This window comes from Xanthobacter variabilis (genome assembly GCF_043831965.2).
Classification (GTDB): Bacteria; Pseudomonadota; Alphaproteobacteria; order Rhizobiales; family Xanthobacteraceae; genus Xanthobacter.
In genome coordinates this window covers 2,650,143-2,668,359 of sequence record NZ_CM195533.1, presented here as the reverse complement: position 1 = coordinate 2,668,359, position 18,217 = coordinate 2,650,143, and the positions used below count along the sequence as shown (strand labels likewise).

At 67.6% G+C, this 18,217-nt stretch carries 16 protein-coding genes and 1 riboswitch; of the genes, 5 read left to right on the top strand and 11 right to left on the bottom strand.

The genetic code is table 11. From position 1 onward, the window contains the following. Window positions 1-76 precede the first annotated feature (76 nt). Window positions 77-1,087, top strand: a complete 1,011-nt coding sequence (locus tag V5F26_RS11490) for an AraC family transcriptional regulator ligand-binding domain-containing protein (protein WP_509210504.1) — start codon at window positions 77-79, stop codon at window positions 1,085-1,087. Between the two features lie 104 nt (window positions 1,088-1,191). Here the strand turns inward: V5F26_RS11490 and V5F26_RS11485 are convergent, their stop codons facing one another. From V5F26_RS11485 to V5F26_RS11465, 5 genes are all read right to left on the bottom strand, one after another. Beyond that, a complete protein-coding gene (locus V5F26_RS11485) occupies window positions 1,192-2,973 on the bottom strand; it encodes a methyl-accepting chemotaxis protein (protein WP_394945971.1) in 1,782 nt (593 codons plus the stop codon). A 624-nt stretch (window positions 2,974-3,597) separates the two neighbouring features. After that, window positions 3,598-4,359 (bottom strand): substrate-binding domain-containing protein, encoded by a 762-nt coding sequence (locus V5F26_RS11480; protein ID WP_234049813.1) that lies wholly within the window; start codon window positions 4,357-4,359, stop codon window positions 3,598-3,600. Between the two features lie 185 nt (window positions 4,360-4,544). Next, window positions 4,545-5,237 (bottom strand): peptide-methionine (S)-S-oxide reductase MsrA, encoded by a 693-nt coding sequence (msrA, locus tag V5F26_RS11475; RefSeq protein WP_394945969.1) that lies wholly within the window; start codon window positions 5,235-5,237, stop codon window positions 4,545-4,547. Window positions 5,238-5,578: 341 nt separating this feature from the next. Further along, window positions 5,579-6,055, bottom strand: a complete 477-nt coding sequence (msrB, locus tag V5F26_RS11470; protein WP_234049811.1) for a peptide-methionine (R)-S-oxide reductase MsrB — start codon at window positions 6,053-6,055, stop codon at window positions 5,579-5,581. 111 nt (window positions 6,056-6,166) lie between these two features. Continuing rightward, complete coding sequence (locus V5F26_RS11465; RefSeq protein ID WP_394945968.1) at window positions 6,167-6,607, bottom strand: nuclear transport factor 2 family protein; 441 nt, start codon at window positions 6,605-6,607, stop codon at window positions 6,167-6,169. Window positions 6,608-6,922: 315 nt separating this feature from the next. Between V5F26_RS11465 and V5F26_RS11460 the strand changes: the two genes are divergently transcribed. The 3 genes from V5F26_RS11460 to V5F26_RS11450 all read left to right on the top strand — a co-directional run bounded on the left by V5F26_RS11460 (window position 6,923) and on the right by V5F26_RS11450 (window position 9,989). Beyond that, complete coding sequence (locus V5F26_RS11460; RefSeq protein ID WP_234049809.1) at window positions 6,923-7,453, top strand: RNA polymerase sigma factor; 531 nt, start codon at window positions 6,923-6,925, stop codon at window positions 7,451-7,453. Further along, window positions 7,450-8,229, top strand: a complete 780-nt coding sequence (locus tag V5F26_RS11455) for an anti-sigma factor family protein (RefSeq protein ID WP_394945967.1) — start codon at window positions 7,450-7,452, stop codon at window positions 8,227-8,229. The genes V5F26_RS11460 and V5F26_RS11455 overlap by 4 nt, the downstream gene beginning before the upstream one ends. 308 nt (window positions 8,230-8,537) lie before the next feature. Continuing rightward, the gene (locus V5F26_RS11450) at window positions 8,538-9,989 is read left to right on the top strand and encodes a sensor domain-containing diguanylate cyclase (RefSeq protein ID WP_394057699.1); all 1,452 of its coding nucleotides are present in this window, start codon (window positions 8,538-8,540) and stop codon (window positions 9,987-9,989) included. Between the two features lie 11 nt (window positions 9,990-10,000). Here V5F26_RS11450 and prpB read toward each other — a convergent pair whose 3' ends face one another. The 6 genes from prpB to V5F26_RS11420 form a co-directional block, all read right to left on the bottom strand. Beyond that, on the bottom strand, window positions 10,001-10,918 hold the full coding sequence (prpB, locus tag V5F26_RS11445) for a methylisocitrate lyase (RefSeq protein ID WP_394945966.1): 918 nt from the start codon (window positions 10,916-10,918) through the stop codon (window positions 10,001-10,003). 12 nt (window positions 10,919-10,930) lie between these two features. Beyond that, on the bottom strand, window positions 10,931-12,112 hold the full coding sequence (prpC, locus tag V5F26_RS11440) for a bifunctional 2-methylcitrate synthase/citrate synthase (RefSeq protein ID WP_394057697.1): 1,182 nt from the start codon (window positions 12,110-12,112) through the stop codon (window positions 10,931-10,933). A gap of 131 nt (window positions 12,113-12,243) precedes the next feature. After that, window positions 12,244-13,791 carry an MmgE/PrpD family protein gene (locus tag V5F26_RS11435; RefSeq protein WP_394057695.1) on the bottom strand — a complete coding sequence of 516 codons (1,548 nt, stop codon included), beginning with the start codon at window positions 13,789-13,791 and terminating at the stop codon, window positions 12,244-12,246. Further along, entirely contained in the window at window positions 13,788-14,156 is a 369-nt protein-coding gene (locus V5F26_RS11430; RefSeq protein WP_234050779.1) for an acyl-CoA thioesterase, read from the bottom strand. Before V5F26_RS11430 ends, V5F26_RS11435 begins: the two co-directional genes overlap by 4 nt. Before the next feature lie 121 nt (window positions 14,157-14,277). Then, window positions 14,278-14,508 carry a hypothetical protein gene (locus tag V5F26_RS11425; RefSeq protein ID WP_394945965.1) on the bottom strand — a complete coding sequence of 77 codons (231 nt, stop codon included), beginning with the start codon at window positions 14,506-14,508 and terminating at the stop codon, window positions 14,278-14,280. 195 nt (window positions 14,509-14,703) lie between these two features. Then, the gene (locus V5F26_RS11420) at window positions 14,704-16,353 is read right to left on the bottom strand and encodes an isocitrate lyase (protein WP_394945964.1); all 1,650 of its coding nucleotides are present in this window, start codon (window positions 16,351-16,353) and stop codon (window positions 14,704-14,706) included. 141 nt (window positions 16,354-16,494) lie between these two features. Between V5F26_RS11420 and V5F26_RS11415 the strand changes: the two genes are divergently transcribed. After that, a complete protein-coding gene (locus V5F26_RS11415) occupies window positions 16,495-17,910 on the top strand; it encodes a short-chain fatty acyl-CoA regulator family protein (RefSeq protein WP_394945963.1) in 1,416 nt (471 codons plus the stop codon). 53 nt (window positions 17,911-17,963) lie between these two features. Continuing rightward, window positions 17,964-18,162, top strand: a riboswitch (cobalamin riboswitch). Window positions 18,163-18,217 lie beyond the last annotated feature (55 nt).

Sequence of the window (18,217 nt, the reverse complement as noted above, 5' to 3'; positions counted from 1 at the left end):
GGTAGGCGTGCTACCGCGTCCCCTGTTTGCCATTTCTCGCCAGCGGGGCCCGATGACCGACCCATCCAGGACAGCCTTGCAGCGGGTCAGCCCGGCGGCGGCATTGCCTGCGGTGCTGGAGGAGCTGGGGATTGACCCGCGGCCGGTGTTCGCGGGCTTGAGCTTCGGTCCACGCGATCTCGTCAGCGGTGCGCGGGTGCCCTTCAGCCAGGCGCTGGCCATGATGGCGCGGGCCTCGGCCCTCACCGGGCAGGCCGAGCTGGGCGTGCGCGTGGGCGCGCGCAACGACCATCGCTGCCTCGGACTGGTGGGCGAACTGATGGCCTCGGCGCCAACCGTCGGCCAGGCACTCGCCGACTATGTGAGCATGCAGGGCGGCATGTCCCAGGCGGCCTGCTCCTACCTCATCCCCATGGGTGAGTGCACGGCGCTGGGTTTCGGCATCTACGACCGCCAGGCCCCGGGCGCCGATCAGATTTACGGCCTGGCCATGGGAGCGGGCGCGAACATGATCCGCAGCCTCTCCGGCGGGGCCGTCATGCCGCTTGAAGTGCACTTCTCCTTCAGGCCACCGCCGACCCCCTCGCTTTTCGAGGCCCTGCTGCGGACCGAGGTCCGCTTCAATCAGCCCCAAACCTGTCTTCTGCTGCGGCGGGTGGATCTGTCGGCCCCCTGCCCCACCTTCGATCCGGCACGGCGGGAACATCTGCTGGCCACGCTGTCGGCGACCTTGGGCCTGTCCGCGCTTTCCACCACGGAGCGGCTGCGGCACGTGCTGCGACCGGCCCTGAGCCTGAGCGAGACATCCCTTGATGCCATCGCCCGGCGCCTTCACACCTCGCCGCGCTCCCTCGACCGGCGCCTGGCTGCGGAAGGCACATCCTTTGCGCGCGAGCGTGATGCGGTGCGCTTCGTCATGGCCTCGGAACTGCTGGCGCTGACGGAGCTTTCCATTGGAGAGATCTCGGCCGCGCTGTCCTATTCCACCCAGAGCGCCTTCGTGCGCAGCTTCCGCCGCTGGAGTGGAATGGCGCCTTCAAGGTGGCGTTCAGGGCGCCCCATCCCGCAGGCACAGGCGGAACCTTAGCCGCCGCTCTCCTTCATTGGGTGCCGGCATCCGGCGCGGCTCCGCCATCGCAAAGGCGCCCGCTGCGGGCAGCGGGCGCCTTGCCTTTCTTCACCGCCGGAGGATCAGGCCGCGCGGACGTTCGACAGGAACGAGTGAACCTCACCACGCAGGCGCTCGGCCTGCTTGGCCAGCTCCTCGGCCGAGGCGAGCACCTGGGTCGACGCCGCGCCGGAATCGCGCGCGGCGATGCTCACGCTCTCGATATTCTCGGACACCTGCTTGGTGCCCACGGCGGCCTGCTGGACATTGCGTGCGATTTCACCGGTCGCCGCCATCTGCTGGGTCACGGCGGAGGCGATCAGGCTGGAGACGCCGTTGATATCGTCGATCGACTTGTTGATGGCCGCCATGGCGTCCACCGACTCGCGGGTGGAGCTTTGAATGGCGGAGATCTGGTCGGCGATCTGCTGGGTCGCCTTGCCGGTCTGCTCCGCGAGGCTCTTGACCTCGGAGGCGACCACCGCGAACCCCTTGCCGGCATCGCCCGCCCGCGCGGCCTCGATGGTGGCATTCAGGGCCAGAAGGTTCGTCTGCTGGGCAATGGCGCTGATGAGGTCGACCACCGCGACGATGCTGGTGGCCGATTCCGAAAGCGACTGCATCTTCGATGCGGTGGCATCGGCATTCGCCGCCGCGTTGCGGGCCATACGTGCGGACTCCTCCACCTGGCGACCGATTTCGGCGATGGAACCGGCCAGCTCCTCGGCAGCGGCAGCCACGGTTTCCACATTCGCCGACGCCTGCTCCGAGGCCGAGGCCATGGCCGAGCTCTGCACCGAAGTCTCCTCAGTGGAGGCCGTAAGGGTCTGGGCCGATGCCTCAAGCTCGGTGGCGGCGGAAGACACGATGTCGACGATGCCGCCAACCGAGGCTTCAAAGCCCTCGGCCAAACGCGCCATCGAGGCGCGCTTGTCGGCCTCGGCGCGCTGCTTGGCCTCCTCGGCCTCCCGCTCCAGCTGCACCTTCTCCTCACCGTTCCGCTTGAACACCAGGGCCGAGCGCGCCACCTCGCCCACCTCGTCGGCGCGGTCCACGCCCACCACGTTGGTCTGGAAATCGCCCCGGGCAATCTGCTGCAGCACGTCGACGATATGGCGGATGGGGCGGGAAATGCCGTACTGGCCAATCACATAGCCCAGCGCCAGCGCCACGAAAATGCCGATCGCGGCAGCCGCCATCATGACCATGGAGGCCTTGCGATACTCGGCTTCGGCGCCGACCACCGACTCGCTCATCCGCTGGTCGAGGGAGCCGACCAGGGCGGCAACGCTCTTGCGCACATTCTCAGCCGCCGCGCGCCCGCGCAGAGCGGAATCCCGCAGCACCGCCGTTGCCTCGCTGACCTCCTGATCCTGCACATTCTCCGCCGTGCGCACGGTCGACGCCATCTGCTCCATATAGGTGTCGAACCGGGCCCGGATTTCCTCCAGGCGCGCGCGGTCGGCGGGGTCGCTCAGCGCGGTGGAGAGCGCGGTGAGGTACTTATAGAACCGGGCGCGCTCCTCCTCCACCTGCCGCATGATGTCCTTGCGGGCATTCTCGCTCGGATCGATGGCGATGCGATATTCACCGCGGCTGAGCATGGTGATGCCGATGGACAGGCGCGCGCCATTCAGAGCGGCTTCCGAAACGCCGCTCATCGACTGGGCGGTGGAATTGAGGGCGCTCAGGGAGCGAACGCCAATGGCCGTGATCACCAGCGCGGCCAGCGCGAGAACGCCCACCACCATGAGGATCTTCGTGAAGATCTTGAACCGCGCCAGGAAACCCGCACCACTTCCCCCGCCCGGCTTCGAGGAGGCGGCATAGCTTCCGACGGGAACGGCATCATTGGTTACGGACATTGGGACCCTCAGCACTCAACCGATTGACATCACGGGTCGCGTCACACGACCCTCGCCTGAGGTGGGGGTACTATTGTACATTTCCGTTGAAATCAACGAAAGATGCGAATGCGTCTCATCATTGGCAGCACTCTCCCGCCGCCGGGGGCAGCGGGAAGGTCATGCCGTCGTCACTTCGAATGATTTCTCGCGCTCGGCTCTGCCCCGTACCGGATCCCGGGCCTGCCCGGGAACCAGATACCCGGCAATGACGATTGCCAGTTCGATGCCCCCATCTCAGCGACAATCATTAGCCCCAGGCCACCGTCCGCAAATGCAACTTATTGCTAGGATGTGGATTTCCCACCAAGCACAGTTAACAACGGGCGGAATAATGGCCGAATATTTGGCATCCTGCCGCGGATTTAGGCCCTGATCGCCCGCCGATGAAGCATTGAGACAATCGAGGCCAACCCCCGCTTACACCATGCCGGCCCCGCGCCGAGCCCCCTGCACTTTCGCGGCAAAGCCTTTGATGCAAACGCCCGGGGCCAACCTGCCCCGGGATATGCTTTGTCGGCCAATAGTCCCGATCTCCGCGCGTGGCCACTCTGTTACATCTTGTGATGGAAAGTGTCCTGGCGCTCAATGCGCGGGGTTGTGCCAGCCCCATTTTTCAAAAATCTTCGCACCCTGCGGGCTCTTCAGGAAGGCAACGAACGCCTTGGCGGCCGGCTTCGCCTGCCCGCGCGCGGTCTCCACGATTCCAGTGTCACGATAGATGCGGTGCTCGGGGTCGATCTCCACCGTGTCCGCCAGCTGCGGATTGGAGACCTGCCAGATGTTCCAGATGATCCAGGCGTCGTAGGCCGTCTCATCCACCCATTTCTGTTTTGCCACGGCGCTGTTGGGGGCGAAGAAGCCGATATTGGCGCGCAGGCGCCGCACATCGTCGATGCTGCCGGTGCGGCCCGCCACATCTTCCCAGAGGCCGGTCTGACCGGCGCCATGGACGACGAGCACCTTTACCCCCGGCTTCATCAGATCCGCGAGGCCGTGAATGCCCTTGGGGTTGCCCGGCCGCACCAGGATGGCGGAGGCCCTCAGGTACAGCGGCTCCACATCCTCGCTGCGGATCTGGCCATTCATGGCAGCAACGAAGTCGGTCATCATCGCCTCGGAGCCGCTGAAGACGAGGTCGGCATCCTGCCGGGCCTTCTCGATCCAGGCGGATGTGGGCCCGGCGGTCACGGCCACTTCGATGCCCTTGGCCTTTCCGAAGGCGGCGGCGGCCTCCTTCATGGCCGGCAGCGGACCACCCGGCCCGTAGATATTGAGGTCGGCGGCACAGGCGCTCGACATGCCGGCGGCAAGGGCCGCGATGGCCAGAACGGCAAGCTTGATCATGAAGACTGTCTCCAGGGCACCGCCGCTCTCAGGAAGGGGCAGCACGGCAGCGCGGGCCGGAAGGGATCCGGCGGATGGGTTGGCGGCGCCGCCCGTTGGAAAGCCCAGCGCGGCGGCGCCTGAAGGATCGACTCCACTCGGCCGGATTTATTCCCACCGCCGATCAAGATTTCGCCGCCAGCCCCTCAGTGCCCGCTTTGCCCCACCAGCACCGGCGCGGCGCGGTAGCGATCGGGATAAAGGCGGGCGAGATTGCGGATCTTGGGCAAATCATTGACGACGATGTACGGATTGCCGGGATTTCGGGTGAGGAAGTCCTGATGCGCCGCCTCGGCCGGAGAGAAAGCGTGGCCCGGCTCGATCCGCGTCGCGATGGCGGCATCATAGATCCGCGTGCCGTCGAGCTGGGCGATATAGGCCTTGGCAATGCGCGCCTGCTGATCATCCATGGGAAAGATGGCGGAGCGATACTGGGTGCCGTGGTCTGGCCCCTGGCGGTTGAGCTGGGTCGGATCGTGGGCCACGGAAAAGTAGATCCGCAGGATCTCGCCATAGCTGATCTGCCGGGGATCGAAGGTGACCTTCACCGATTCCGCATGCCCCGTGGCGCCGCTGCTCACCATGCCATAGCGCGCGGTCGCGCCCTCCCCGCCGGCATAGCCGGAGACGGCGCTCGTCACGCCCTTCACATGCTGGAACACCCCCTGCACGCCCCAGAAGCAGCCGCCGGCCAGCACCGCCACCTCGCTGGGGGCGGTGGCGGTCTCATCAAGCGCCGGCGGCGGAACAGCGATGCCCTCCTGTGCCGCGCCCGGCACGCTCGCGCCCACCAGGCACACGGCCGCAAGGCCGAGAAGGAAGCCACGTCTGGCTGTCATCACATCTCTCCCTGTTCAGCCGGGACTCGGCCGGAAGCGAAGGCACAGGCCTCGACGCCCGGTTTGATGCACCCCACCTCAAACATACGCTCTCCGATGGCGCTGGGCCGCCGGATGGGCAACCAGAACCAAAGGCCTTTGACCCATGCGCCCCGTCGAGGGCGAGGCGAAGGCGACCGGCCCACACTTACGACCGCGCCGCCACCACGTCACAAAGCTCAGCTCCACGCCGCTCTGAAGGGACAGGCCATTGAGCGAAAAGGCCGGACCGCCGGGACAGAGCGCCTGAGACCGGTGCGCGCGCCAGCTCGGCAAGCCTGCGGCAACCGCACCATGGCGCCTCACCCCACCGCGGGGGCGAAGCTCAGGGCCACGCCGTTCATGCAATAGCGCAGGCCCGTGGGCGGGGGCCCGTCCTTGAAGACGTGGCCGAGATGCCCGCCGCAGCGCGCGCAATGCACCGCCGTGCGCGCCATGCCGTAGGAGAAGTCGCGAGTTTCGCCCACCGCCCCCGCGAGCGGCGCCCAGAAGCTGGGCCAGCCGGTGCCGCTGTCGAACTTGGTGGCGGAGGAGAACAGCGCATTGCCGCAGCCGGCGCAGGCGAATGTGCCGCGCCGGTGCTCCTCATTGAGCGGGCTGGAATAGGCCCGCTCCGTCCCGTCCTGGCGCAACACCGCATATTGCTCCGGCGTCAGCCGCTTTCGCCATTCCGCGTCCGAGTAGGACACCGGAAAAGTTGCCGCCAGCGCGCGCGGCCCAGGGGCAAGGCCGATGGCGGCGAGCGCGCTGGACAGCAGCAGGCAACGTCGTGTCAGCATGGTGATCGCTCCCTGTGTCCCTGTGGCCTGCTCCTCGGGTGGCAGTCATGGACACGCTTCAACGGCACGCCGGAGGGCGGCGCGCACCCTCTGCGACCGCCCGTGGTTGCTTCAACGCGCAGCGGCCGGATTAACCTGCCACACCTCGTCCACCAGCCGGCCCTCGCGATAGACCAGCACATAGCGCACCCCCACCTTGGCCTTCCCGGCGAAGGTCACGTCGGCAGTGACGGTGGCGCCCTTGGGGTTGGCCGCCTCCGAGATCGCGGCAATGGAAGCCTGCTGCGGGCCCTGCGCGGCAGCGAACTTCGACCACACGGCGGTGAGCGCTTCCGGCCCCGCATACGTGCCGTCCAACGGACCGCCGATCCAGTGCAGCTGCGCACCCGGAGCATAAACGCCGGTGACGGCCACAAGATCCCCGGCGGCGATGGCCGCGACGCGCGCGCGGGCAAGATCTTCGGCCGGGCCCGCCAGAGCGGCGCTCGCGGAAAATGCCAGCACGGCGAAGGGCGCGGCCAAGGGTGCCGCGAAGGCGGAAAGTGTCCTCATGGTGGATCCCCTTCTTCAGGAACGGACATGACGTTGACCCACCCACCCCCGGCTTTATTCCCGGGATTTCAGATTTTTCCCGCTGTGGTCGCAGGCCACTCATGCCGGCGAAAAAATCATGCGCGTTGGGAATAAATCGACGCTACATGGGGTCCCACCGTTGATCGGGCTCGGTGCCCGATGGAGATCCGCAATGCCCTTCCCCTCCGCCCGCGCTCGCCCTGCGGCGACGCCCGCGCCTTCCGCCGGATGGAAACGCGGATCGAGGGCGCACGGGCGCGCGGGCCGACGGGCAACGCCGACGGAGAAGTCCGCATGAGCGCCGACATGGCGAGCCTCATCACGCCCGTCATTCCCGCCTTGCGGCGCTATGCGCGCGCGCTGCTGCGAGACCGGGCGGCGGCGGACGACCTCGTTCAGGACTGCCTGGAACGGGCGGTGGGTCGCTGGCATCAGCGCCGGGAGGATGGGGACGCCCGCGCGTGGATCTTCGCCATTCTGCACAACCTCGCCATGACCCGCCTGCGCCGCGCGTCGGCCCGCCCCCAGGCCGTGCCTATCGAGGAGGCCGGCGAGGGTGAGCTTGCCCACGCGGCACCGCAGGAGGAGCAGTTGCACTACCAGGACGCCCTAGCCGCCCTCGGCCACCTGCCGGAGGAGCAGCGCGCGGTGCTTCTGCTGGTGGGCGTCGAGGACCTTTCCTATGCGCAGGCGGCCAAGGTGCTGGACATTCCCGTGGGCACGGTGATGTCCCGCCTGTCACGCGCGCGAGAGCGGCTTCATGACGCCATGTCGGACCATGCGCGGCGCGAGAGCGCCCACCCGCACCTGCGGAGAGTGAAATGAGCATCCGCCCCGTCACCGAGGACGACCTGAACGGCTATGTGGACGATGCCCTGACCCCCGAGCGCCGCGCCGAGGTGGTCAGCTATCTCGCAGCCCACCCCGAAACCGCGGCGCGGATCGAGGCTTTTCGCGCGGAACGCGACATGCTGCGCGCCGCCCTCGCTCCCGTTGCCGAAGAGCCCCTGCCGCCCGAGCTCGACCTTCAGCGCATGATCGAAGCCCGTGCCCGCCCAAGCTGGCGTTCGCAGTGGAGGACGGCGGCGGCGGCCGTGCTGCTGCTTGCCGTCGGCGCCGGAGCGGGATGGATGGCGCGCGGCTTCCAGACGCCCCCGGCCGAGGGCCTCCAGGCGCTGGGCCAAGAGGCTTCCGCCAGCTACGCCGTGTTCGCGCCGGACCGCGCCCGGCCTGTCGAAATCCGCGCCGAGGATCGCGCGCAGCTCGCCGCCTGGACCTCGCGGCGCCTGGGGCGGCCCGTGGCCATCCCCGATCTCGCCGCGGCCGGATATCGCTTCATGGGCGGCCGCGTGGTGGCAACCGAGCATGGCCCGGCCGCCCTGTTCATGTATGACGACGACCAGGGCAAGCGCTTGGTGATGCTGGCCCGGCCGATGAAGGCGGATGCCGAGGCGCCCATGACGCCGCACGCCGGGCATGGCGTCCATGGCTTCAGCTGGTCGGATGACGGCCTGGGCTACAGCCTGGTGGGTGATGACGACCCGGCGGCGCTCCACCCCGTGGCCGACATCGCGCGCCGCCAGATCCGCAAGCAGGCCTGATCGCCGCCCCCAACCGAAAGCACGCCGGGCCGTGACGCACACCGAGCAGACCGCGGACCGGCCCAAGGCGCGCGAGCGGATGCACAGCGCGACAACGGCCATAGATTTCAACGAATACGAGCCACACCCTGAGGTCGTATATTCCAGCAAAAACCGGTGAGAAAGCCCTCCTGCTGGCGGCGAAAGCATGTTTCCTCGCGCTCAATTCGCGGTAAGGAAGGAAGCAACGGATCTGGATGCCGGCAAGAGTGAGCCGCATGGACATAGGGCCGAAACGCCTCGCGAGGGGCCCCCTTTTCCCAGCCGTGGTGGCTGTGCTGATCGCGGCCATCGTGTGCGTGCAGGGCTACATTCTCCACCGCTCCCACGAAGCGACTTGGCTTTTGGCTGAGCGCTCGGCGGAAAACGTCCTCAACACCCTGGCCGCCAACATCGAGCGCAACCTCGACACCGTCCAGCTTTCGCTGATCGGCCTGGAGAGCGCCTCCCTCATCGAGAACATCGATACGCTGGACCCCACGGTCCGCAGCATGCTGCTGTTCGATCGCGCGGCGAGCGCCAGGGACCTTGGCGCCATGATCGTGCTGAGCGCCAAGGGCGACATCCGCTTCGATTCCAGCTCCCCCATCCCCCGGGTGGGAAATTTCTCGGACCGGGACTATTTCCGCCTCCAGCTGGAACCCGGGCGCGGCACCTTCATCAGCCGGCCTTTTCCAAGCCGCCTGCGCAATGGCGAGCCCAGCATGGCCATGAGCCGGCGCATCTCCAATCCGGATGGCAGCTTCGGCGGCATCGCCGTCGCCTCGATCCGCATGGAATTCTTCCGCAAGCTGTTCACCAAGGTTGACCTTGGCGCGGACAGCGTCATTGCCCTCATGCGGACCGACGGCATTCTCCTGTTCCGCCATCCGCCGCTCGGGCACGACACGCGCATTGGCACCGACATCGCCACCTCGCCCATCTTCCAGAAGCTGCTGGCTGCACCGGGAGACCACATCACCGAGCGTTCCACCCTCGATGGCATCCGGCGCTATTATGTCAGCGCGCGCATCGGCGATTTTCCTTTGATGCTCGCGGTCGGCATCTCCACCGCGGCGGCCATGAAGGATTGGAACGAGCGGGCGCTCGTCACCATGGTCATCACGGCCGTGGTGTGCGTCCTCATCGTCCTGCTGTTCCGGGCCCTGCGCCTAGCTTTGGTGCACAGCCAGGACATGGAGGAGCAGCTGGAAATCATGGCCGTCACCGATGCGCTCACGGGCATTCCCAACCGCCGCGCCTTCGACATGGCCATGGGCAACGAGATGAAGCGGGCGGCACGCTACAAGACGGAACTTTCCGTGCTGATGGTGGATGTCGATCACTTCAAGCGGGTCAACGACACCTATAGCCACGCCATCGGCGACGAGGTGTTGAAGCGCGTCGCGCGGCATATTTCCGAAGCCATCCGCCGTCCGGGCGATTTCGCGGCCCGCTATGGCGGCGAGGAATTCGTCGTGCTGCTGCCCTGCACCGGCGCGCCGGGCGCCCAGATGATCGCCGAGCGAATCCGCCGCTCCGTCATGGTCATGACGCCAAGCCCGAATGCCCCCGCCCTGCAACAGGTGACGGTCAGCATCGGCGTGATATCCCAGCACGTCACCCACGGGCAGAGCGAGCGCACCCTGCTCCAGATCGCCGATGATGCGCTGTACGCAGCCAAGGCGGCCGGTCGCAACAAGGTGGTCACCGGCCCAGTGACCACCTCCAGCGCCGCCTGAGCCGCTCGCGCCTATTGCGCCGCCAAGGGGGGCACCACGGTTGCCACGATGGAAGCGTCGAGCGCCTCGAACGCCTTGAGGCCGATGGTGTCGTAGAGCTCGGCGCGGGTCTGCATCTCCCCCACCATGGACTGGGTGGAACCCTCGCGGGCAAGGGTCGCGTAGAGCTTCTCCTGGGCCTTGTTGGCGACCCGCAGGGAGGAGACCGGCCAGATGACCAGCCGATAGCCCATCGCCTCGAATTCGGCGGCGGTGAAGAAGGGCGTACGGCCGAACTCCGTCATGTTGGCGAGCAGGGGCACGCCGGACATGCGGCGGGCGAACTCGCGAAACATCTCCGCATCGGTCAGTGCCTCGGGAAAGATGGCGTCGGCGCCGGCTTCCACATAAAGCCTGGCGCGGGCCACGGCGCCCTCGATGCCCTCGCTCGCGGCGGCATCGGTGCGGGCGATGAGATAGAGGTGGCGCCGGGCTTTGGCGGCGGCGGCCACCTTGGCCGCCATGTCGCGGGCATCCGCCAGCTTCTTGTCGTTGAGGTGGCCGCATTTCTTGGGCAGCAGCTGGTCCTCGATATGGACCGCGCCGGCGCCGGCCTCCTCGAAGGTGCGCACCATGTGCATCACGTTGAGCGCCTCGCCATAGCCGGTGTCGCCGTCCACCAGTAGCGGCAGGCTGCTCGCCCGCGCGATCTGCCGGATGAAGAAGGCCACCTCATCCACTGTGATGATGCCGAGATCGGGCAGCCCCATGGAGGCCGTCATCGCCGCGCCGGACAAATAGAGGGCCTCGAACCCCGCGCGCCGCGCCTGCAGCGCCGCCATGCCGTTGTGGGCGCCGGGCAGCTGCAGAATGGCACCCCGCTCCACCAGCGCCCGGAAACGCAGGCCGGCGGGTTCGGCGGGAAGGTCGGAAGAGATGAGATAGGGCATCTGTCTACTCCTTCACGCGGCCCGGATGGCGGCGCGTCCGCGCGCCTCCAGCGGCACGAATGCCTGATGCTCCGGCCCCACATAATTGGCCGAGGGACGGATGATCTTGTTATCCGCCCGCTGCTCCAGAATGTGCGCGCTCCAGCCCGAGGTGCGGGCGATGACGAACAGGGGCGTGAACATGGCCGTCGGCACGCCCATCATGTGGTATGAGACAGCGCTGAACCAGTCGAGATTGGCGAACATCTTCTTCGTCTCGCCCATCACCTGCTCAATGCGGGCGGCGATATCGAACATCTTGGTGGAACCCGCCTCCAGCGACAGGCGCCGCGCCACCTCGCGGATGACGGCATTGCGTGGGTCGGCCACCGTGTAGACCGGGTGGCCGAAGCCGATCACCACTTCCTTGGCGGCCATGCGGCGGCGAATGTCGGCTTCCGCCGCGTCCGGATCGGCGTAGCGCTTCTGGATCTCGAAGGCGACCTCATTGGCGCCGCCGTGCTTGGGCCCGCGCAGGGCGCCGATGGCCCCGGTGATGGCCGAGTAGAAGTCAGCCCCCGTGCCGGCAATGGACCGAGCGGTGAAGGTGGAGGCATTGAACTCGTGTTCCGCATAGAGGATCAGCGAGGTGTGCATGGCCCGCACATGGCTCTCGGACGGCGCGCGGCCATGCAACAGGTGCAGGAAGTGGCCGCCAATGGTGTCGTCATCCGTCTCCACCTCGATGCGCCGGCCGTTCTGCGAAAAGTGATGCCAATAGAGCAGCATGGAGCCGAGGGCGGCCATCAGCCGGTCGGCGATGTCGCGCCCGCCGGCCGGGTTGTGGTCCGCCGCCTCGGGCAGCACGCAGCCCAGGGCCGAGACGCCGGAACGCATCACATCCATGGGGTGGGCGGCGGCGGGCAGCTCCTCCAGGGTGCGGCGCACGGCGGCGGGCAGGCCCCGCAGGCTCCTCAGCTTGGCCTTGTAGGCGGAAAGCTCCGCCAGGGTGGGCAGGCTACCGTGAACGAGAAGATGGGCGATTTCCTCGAAGGTGCAGCTTTCAGCCACGTCGAGAATGTCATAGCCGCGATAGTGCAGATCGTTGCCGGAGCGGCCAACGGTGCACAGGGCCGTATTTCCGGCCACCACGCCGGACAGGGCCACGGACTTCTTCGGCGCGGCCTTTCCCGCGCTCGGCTGATGCTCGGACATCTGATCCTCCTCGAAGACCGATTGGAGATGGCGCAAGGCCACAGGTGATGGGGACGCACGCACTGCCTCGGACCGGCGGCCCCCTCCCCCGCGGACGGAAGAGGGTTCCGCGTCCGGTCCGGTGGCGGTGGTCAGGCGGAGACCACGGCGAGTTCCGGCACCGCGCGGCCACGCCAATCGAAGATTCCGGTGGCGCGGGCGGCGCCGAGCAAGGCCGGATCCACCTGGAAGGTGAGGCCGCACAGATCGTCGGCCTTCAGCCTGGGAAGGCGTTCCACCGTGCCGAGGAAGCGGTCCTGCTCCGCCGGTGAGACCACGCCCTTTGCCAGCTCACGGAACTTGGCGATGTATTCCCGCCGGCCGAAGGGACGCGCGCCGAGAGGATGGGCGTCGGCGATCGCCAGCGCGTCCTCGATCACCCGGCCGTCCTTCAGCGTCACCACCACACGGCCGCCGAAGGCCTTCTCCTTCGGGTCCCGCGCGTGGTAGCGGCGGGTCCATTCCGGATCCTCGACGGTGGAGATCTTGTGCCACAGCGCGATGGTGGAGGGCCGGCCCGCCCGCTCCGGCGCATAGGAGCGCACGTGGTGCCAGGCCCCGTCCTCCAGCGCGACGGCGAAGATGTACATGATGGAGTGGTCGAGGGTCTCCCGGCTGGCCTTCGGATCCATTTTCTGCGGATCGTTGGCGCCGGTGCCGATCACATAATGGGTGTGATGGGACGTGTGGATGACGATGGACGCCACCTGCGCCAGGTCGCCGATCTTCGGCCCCAGCCGGCGGGCCAAATCGATGAGCGCCTGGCTCTGGTATTCGGCCGAATGCTCCTTGGTGTAAGTGTCGAGAATGGCGCGCTTCGCCTCGCCTTTCTCCGGTAGCGGCACGAGATATTCCGCCTTCGGGCCGCCCAGCATCCAGGCGATGAAGCCATCCTCGCCCTCCCAGGCCGGGGAAGGGGCGCCCTCGCCGCGCATCACGCGGTCCACCGCTTCCACCGCCATCTTGCCGGCGAAAGCGGGGGCATAGGCCTTCCAGCTTGAAATCTCACCCTTGCGCGACTGGCGGGTGGTGGTGGTGACGTGCAACGCCTGCTGCACCGCCTGATACACCGTCTCGGTTCCCAGCCCCAAAGCCGCGCCGATGCCCGCGGCCGCCGAGGGGCCGAGATGGGCGATGTGGTCGATCTTGTGCTCGTGCAGGCAGATGCCCTTCACGAGGTCCACCTGGATCTCATAGCCGGCGGCGATACCGCGCACGAGCGCCTCGCCATCGAGCCCGCAATGCTGCGCCACGGCCAGGATGGGGGGAATATTGTCGCCGGGATGGGAATATTCGGCCGCCAGGAAGGTGTCGTGAAAGTCGAGCTCGCGCACGGCCACGCCATTGGCCCAGGCCGCCCACTCCGGCGACACGCGCCGGTGCGGAGAGAGGCCGAACACGGTCGAGCCCGGCTGATAGGGGTGGGCGAGCGCCTGCGCCCGCGCGCTCGCCACCGGGCGCCGGGTGAGGGAGGCCGCCGCCACCGCCGCATTGTCGATGATGCGGTTGCCGATCATCTCGACGACATCCGGCTCCACCGGCACCGGATCGGTAGCGACTTCCGCGATCTTCCAGGCCAGCTGGTCGGCCCGCGCCAGGTGCTCGGCGGACTTGTAGGTGTGGACGTGATGCTGCTTCACGGGGCGTGATCCTCGGCTGAATTGGAAAGGGAAGGCACGGGCACGGGTCGGCCGGCGGCATCCACCGCCACCATCTCGAAGGCCCCGCGCACGGCGAGCCTGCGGGCACCGGAGAGGAGGGCCTCGGCCGTCATCTCCACCTCCACCGTCATGGAGGTGCGCCCCACCCGGGTGACGCGGGCGCAAAGCTCCACGATCTCGCCCACCCGCACCGGCACGTGAAAATCGGTCTTCTGCGCGCTCGCCATCACCACCGGCGCGCGGGCGCGGCGGGTGGCGGCCACGAAGGCCGCCTTGCCCAGGAGCGAGAGGGCGTTGCCGCCGAACAGGGTGCCGTAATGATTGGCCTGATCGGGGAACACCATCTCCAGAAACAGCGTTTCCGCCGGCACCGGAATGGCACCCTCACCCGCGGCAGAGCGCGCGGCGGGGGACTTGACCGGGGGCTTGGCGGCCTCGCGCGGGATGGCGGCGGGCGGGGCCATTTCACGCGGCTCCGCCAGCTGTGGGCTCACGCACCAGCGGGATCATCTGGTCGCCCCAGGCGCCGGCCCCGTCATGGTGGCGTGAGACCCGCACCAGCTCCACCGAGACACCGGAGGCCACCGCCCGCTGGATCGCCTCGTTCACCCGGTGCACGGCATCGGCCACGCGATTGATGGCGCGCTCCTGCTCGGGCAGCTCCGGCGCCATGACGGCCTTGAATTCGGCATTCATGCTCGATCCTCCTCGGTCGATGCTGTTGAGGATGAAAAGGGGTGAGGGGCGCCTTTCCGGCAAAGCCCGGAACCGCGGGGCGGGCCGCCCCTCACCCAGCCTTCTCCCTGCCGGGCGGCGGGCTGCCACGGCCGCGCCGTCCGGTGCGCGGTCAGGTGCCGCCTTCCGCGCCGGGAGAGGGAACGTGGCGGGAGGTCACTCCGCCGCGAACTGGTTCATGGTGTTGGCGTGGCCACCAGCCTTCAGCGCCCGCTCGCCACCCACCATTTCCTTGAAGGTGTCGCCGAGGTCCGAGCCCACTTCGTGCTGGTGCCTCACGGCCGAGACGCCGCGCCGGATCTCCTCGCGCTGCACCGTGTTCACGTAGGCCTTCATGCGGTCAGGGCCGAAATAGCCGTGGCTCAGTTCGTCCATGCTCTTGGCGGTGAGATGGAAGGTGGGCAGCGTGATGAGATTGTGGAACACGCCCGCCTCGCGCGAGATGTCTTCCTGGAACCGCGCGAGGCGGGCATCCGCCTCCTGGCCCAGGGGATCGTCGTCGAGCTTGGCGGACATGAGCAGCGCCCCGTCGGGATAGCTCTCCGCCCCGGCGCGGCCCTGCGCGATCCAGTCCGCCCGCACCTGCTTGCGCAGATTCAGCGTCCAGTTGAAGGAGGGCGAATTGTTGTAGGTGAGCTTCGCGCCCGGCACCACCGCGCGGATCTCGGCCACCATGGCCGCGATCTCCTGCACATTGGGCGTATCGGTCTCGATCCACAGAAGGTCGGCGCCACCCTGGGTGAGGGAGGCGATGCAATCCTCGATGACCCGTGCGCGGCCCGTGCCGTCCTGAAAGGCGAACAGTCCGTTGGCGAGGCGCACCGGGCGCACCAGCGCGCCGTCCAGCACGATGGCAAGCTCCCCTTCCCGCAGCGGATCGGCGGCGGTGACAGGGGTGGTCTTCAGCCACTTGGTGTACTGGCTGGCGAGGTCGCCGGGACGCTGGCTGACCGGAATCTTCTGGGTGAGACCGGCGCCCAGGCTGTCGGTGCGCGCAACGATGACGCCCGCTTCTACCCCCAGCTCCTCGAAGGCCAGGCGGCAGGCGCGCAGCTTCTCGATGAAATCCTCGCGCGGCACGGTCACCTTGCCGTCCTGGTGGCCGCACTGCTTGGCATCAGACACCTGGTTCTCGATCTGCAGGCAGCAGGCGCCCGCCTTGATCATCTCCTTTGCCAGCAGATAGGTCGCGTGCTCATTGCCGAAGCCGGCATCAATGTCGGCGATGATGGGCACCACATGGCTCTCGAAGCCGTCAATGGCCGCGATGGCCTCACGCTCGGCCGCCACATCCCCCTTGGCGCGCGCCGCCTTCAGGGCCTTGAACAGGTCGTTCATGGCCACTTCGTCGGCCTGACGCAGCGAAACGTAGATCTCCTCGATGAGATCCACCACCGAGGTCTTTTCGTGCATGGACTGGTCAGGCAGATGGCCGAAGCGGTTGCGCAGGCCCGCCACCATCCAGCCGGACAGGTAGACATACGCCCCCTTCACCGTGCCCCTGAGGCGCTTCACCGACTTGATCATCTGCTGGGCATGGAAGCCGGACCAGCAGCCCAACGACTGGGTGAAACGGGAGGGGTCGGCGTCATAGGCGGCCATGTCGGCGCGCATCACCTGGGCCATGGCGCGGGCGATGTCGAGATGAGTGCCGAAGCTGTTCTGCAGGCGCAGCTGAATGATGTCGTCCACACTCACGCCGCCCGGCGCCACGCCATCGGGAAAGCGCGCCTTCAGTTCGGCGGCGAGTGCGGCGTAGCTCTTGCGCTGGCCCATAGGGTCTTCCTCTTCGCGTTCTTCAGTCATGCCGCCAGCCGCGAATTTTCTTGCGGCCGGATCGTTTCCTCACAATATTTGCCACCGACACGGTGCGGAATGACTGAAAATGCGTGGATTTGCGATGCTTAACTCGCCAATTTGCAAATCTTGCGAATGCGAAGGACAGCCATGAAGAAGACCTTCGTCGGCGTGCGGCTCAAGCGCCTGCGGGAAGAGCGCGGGCTCACCCAGCTGGCGCTCGCCCAGGCGCTCGGCCTGTCCGCGAGCTATCTCAACCAGCTGGAGAAGAACCAGCGGCCCCTCACGGTACCCGTACTGCTGAAGATCAACGAGATCTTCGGCGTGGACGTTCAACTGTTCTCGGAGGGCGAGGAAGGCCGCCTGATCGCCGACTTGCGCGAGGTCTTCACCGATCCGCTCAATGGCGAGCAGGTGAGCCTTGCGGAGCTGAAGGAGGTGGCCGCGGCCATGCCTGCCCTGGGCCGCGCCGTGGTGGCGCTGAACCGGCGCTGGCGCCACGCGCTGGAGCGGGCCGATGCCATGGCCGGCGAACTGGGCCTGGGCTCCGGCGGCGTCGCCACGCTCGCCACGCCCATGCCCTACGAGCAGGTGCGCGACTTCTTCTACGCCCACCACAATTACTTCTCTGATCTGGATGAGTCGGCCGAACAACTGGCCGAGCGCGCGGGACTGGTGCCCGGAGACATGGCGGAAGGCCTTGCCCGCCACCTGGAGGCCCACCACGGCGTGCGAGTGGCGCGGGTGGAGGATGAAGGCCAGCGCCGCTTCCTGCCCGCCGAGCGGGTGCTGCGCCTCGCGCGTGGGCTGGAGGACGGCCAGCGGGCCTTCCAGATGGCCACCCAGCTCGCCTTTCTGGAGCAGGGCCCGCTCATCGACCGGCTGGCGAACGAAGCCGCGCGCGGAGTGAAGGAAACGCGGGCGCTGGCGCGCATCGGCCTTGCCAACTATTTCGCGGGCGCGCTGCTGATGCCCTATGCGGCCTTCCTGACCGCGGCCGAGCGGGAGCGCTATGACATCGAGCGGCTGGGTCGGGCCTTCGGGGTGGGGTTCGAAACCATCTGCCACCGCCTGAGCTCGCTGCAGCGGCCGGGGTCGCTGGGCGTGCCCTTCTTCTTCATCCGCGTGGACCGCGCCGGCAACATCTCCAAGCGCCAATCGGCCACCGACTTCCACTTCTCCCGCGTCGGCGGAACCTGCCCGTTGTGGAACGTCTACGAGGCTTTCGCCCAGCCGGGGCGCATCCTCACCCAGGTGGCGCAGATGCCGGACGGGCGCGCCTATCTGTGGATCGCCCGCACTGTGCACCACGGCACCGGCGGCTATGGAGCTCCGGGCAAGACCTTCGCCATCGGCCTCGGCTGCGACATCCGCCATGGGGGGCGGCTCGTCTATTCACGCGGGCTGGCGCTGGACGATCCCGCCGCCGCCACCCCCATCGGCGCGGGCTGCAAGGTGTGCGAGCGCCCCGCCTGCCCGCAGCGCGCCTTCCCCCTCATCGGCCGCCCCCTCGCCGTGGACGAAAACCGCAGCGTCTTCGCACCCTATGCGGCCGGAGAGCGATAAATTACGATATAAGCATGTCCTTATATGATCCTTGACAGGAGAGCCGTCGCAGGACAGATTTCCAATGTCGAGGTTCTCCGGCCTGCCTTCTGGTGCCGGAGCTAAGAGGGAAGCCGGTGTAAGGCCGGCGCTGCCCCCGCAACTGTCAGCGGCGAGCCGAGGTCCATTCACGTCACTGGGCGCGAGCCCGGGAAGGCGGACTTCAGGTGACGACCCGCGAGCCAGGAGACCTGCCCCGGCAAAATCGTCCTCGGGCGGGGTGTCCCGGTGTGCGCTGCAGGCTCCACCGGCTGTCGCCGCGCGGGGA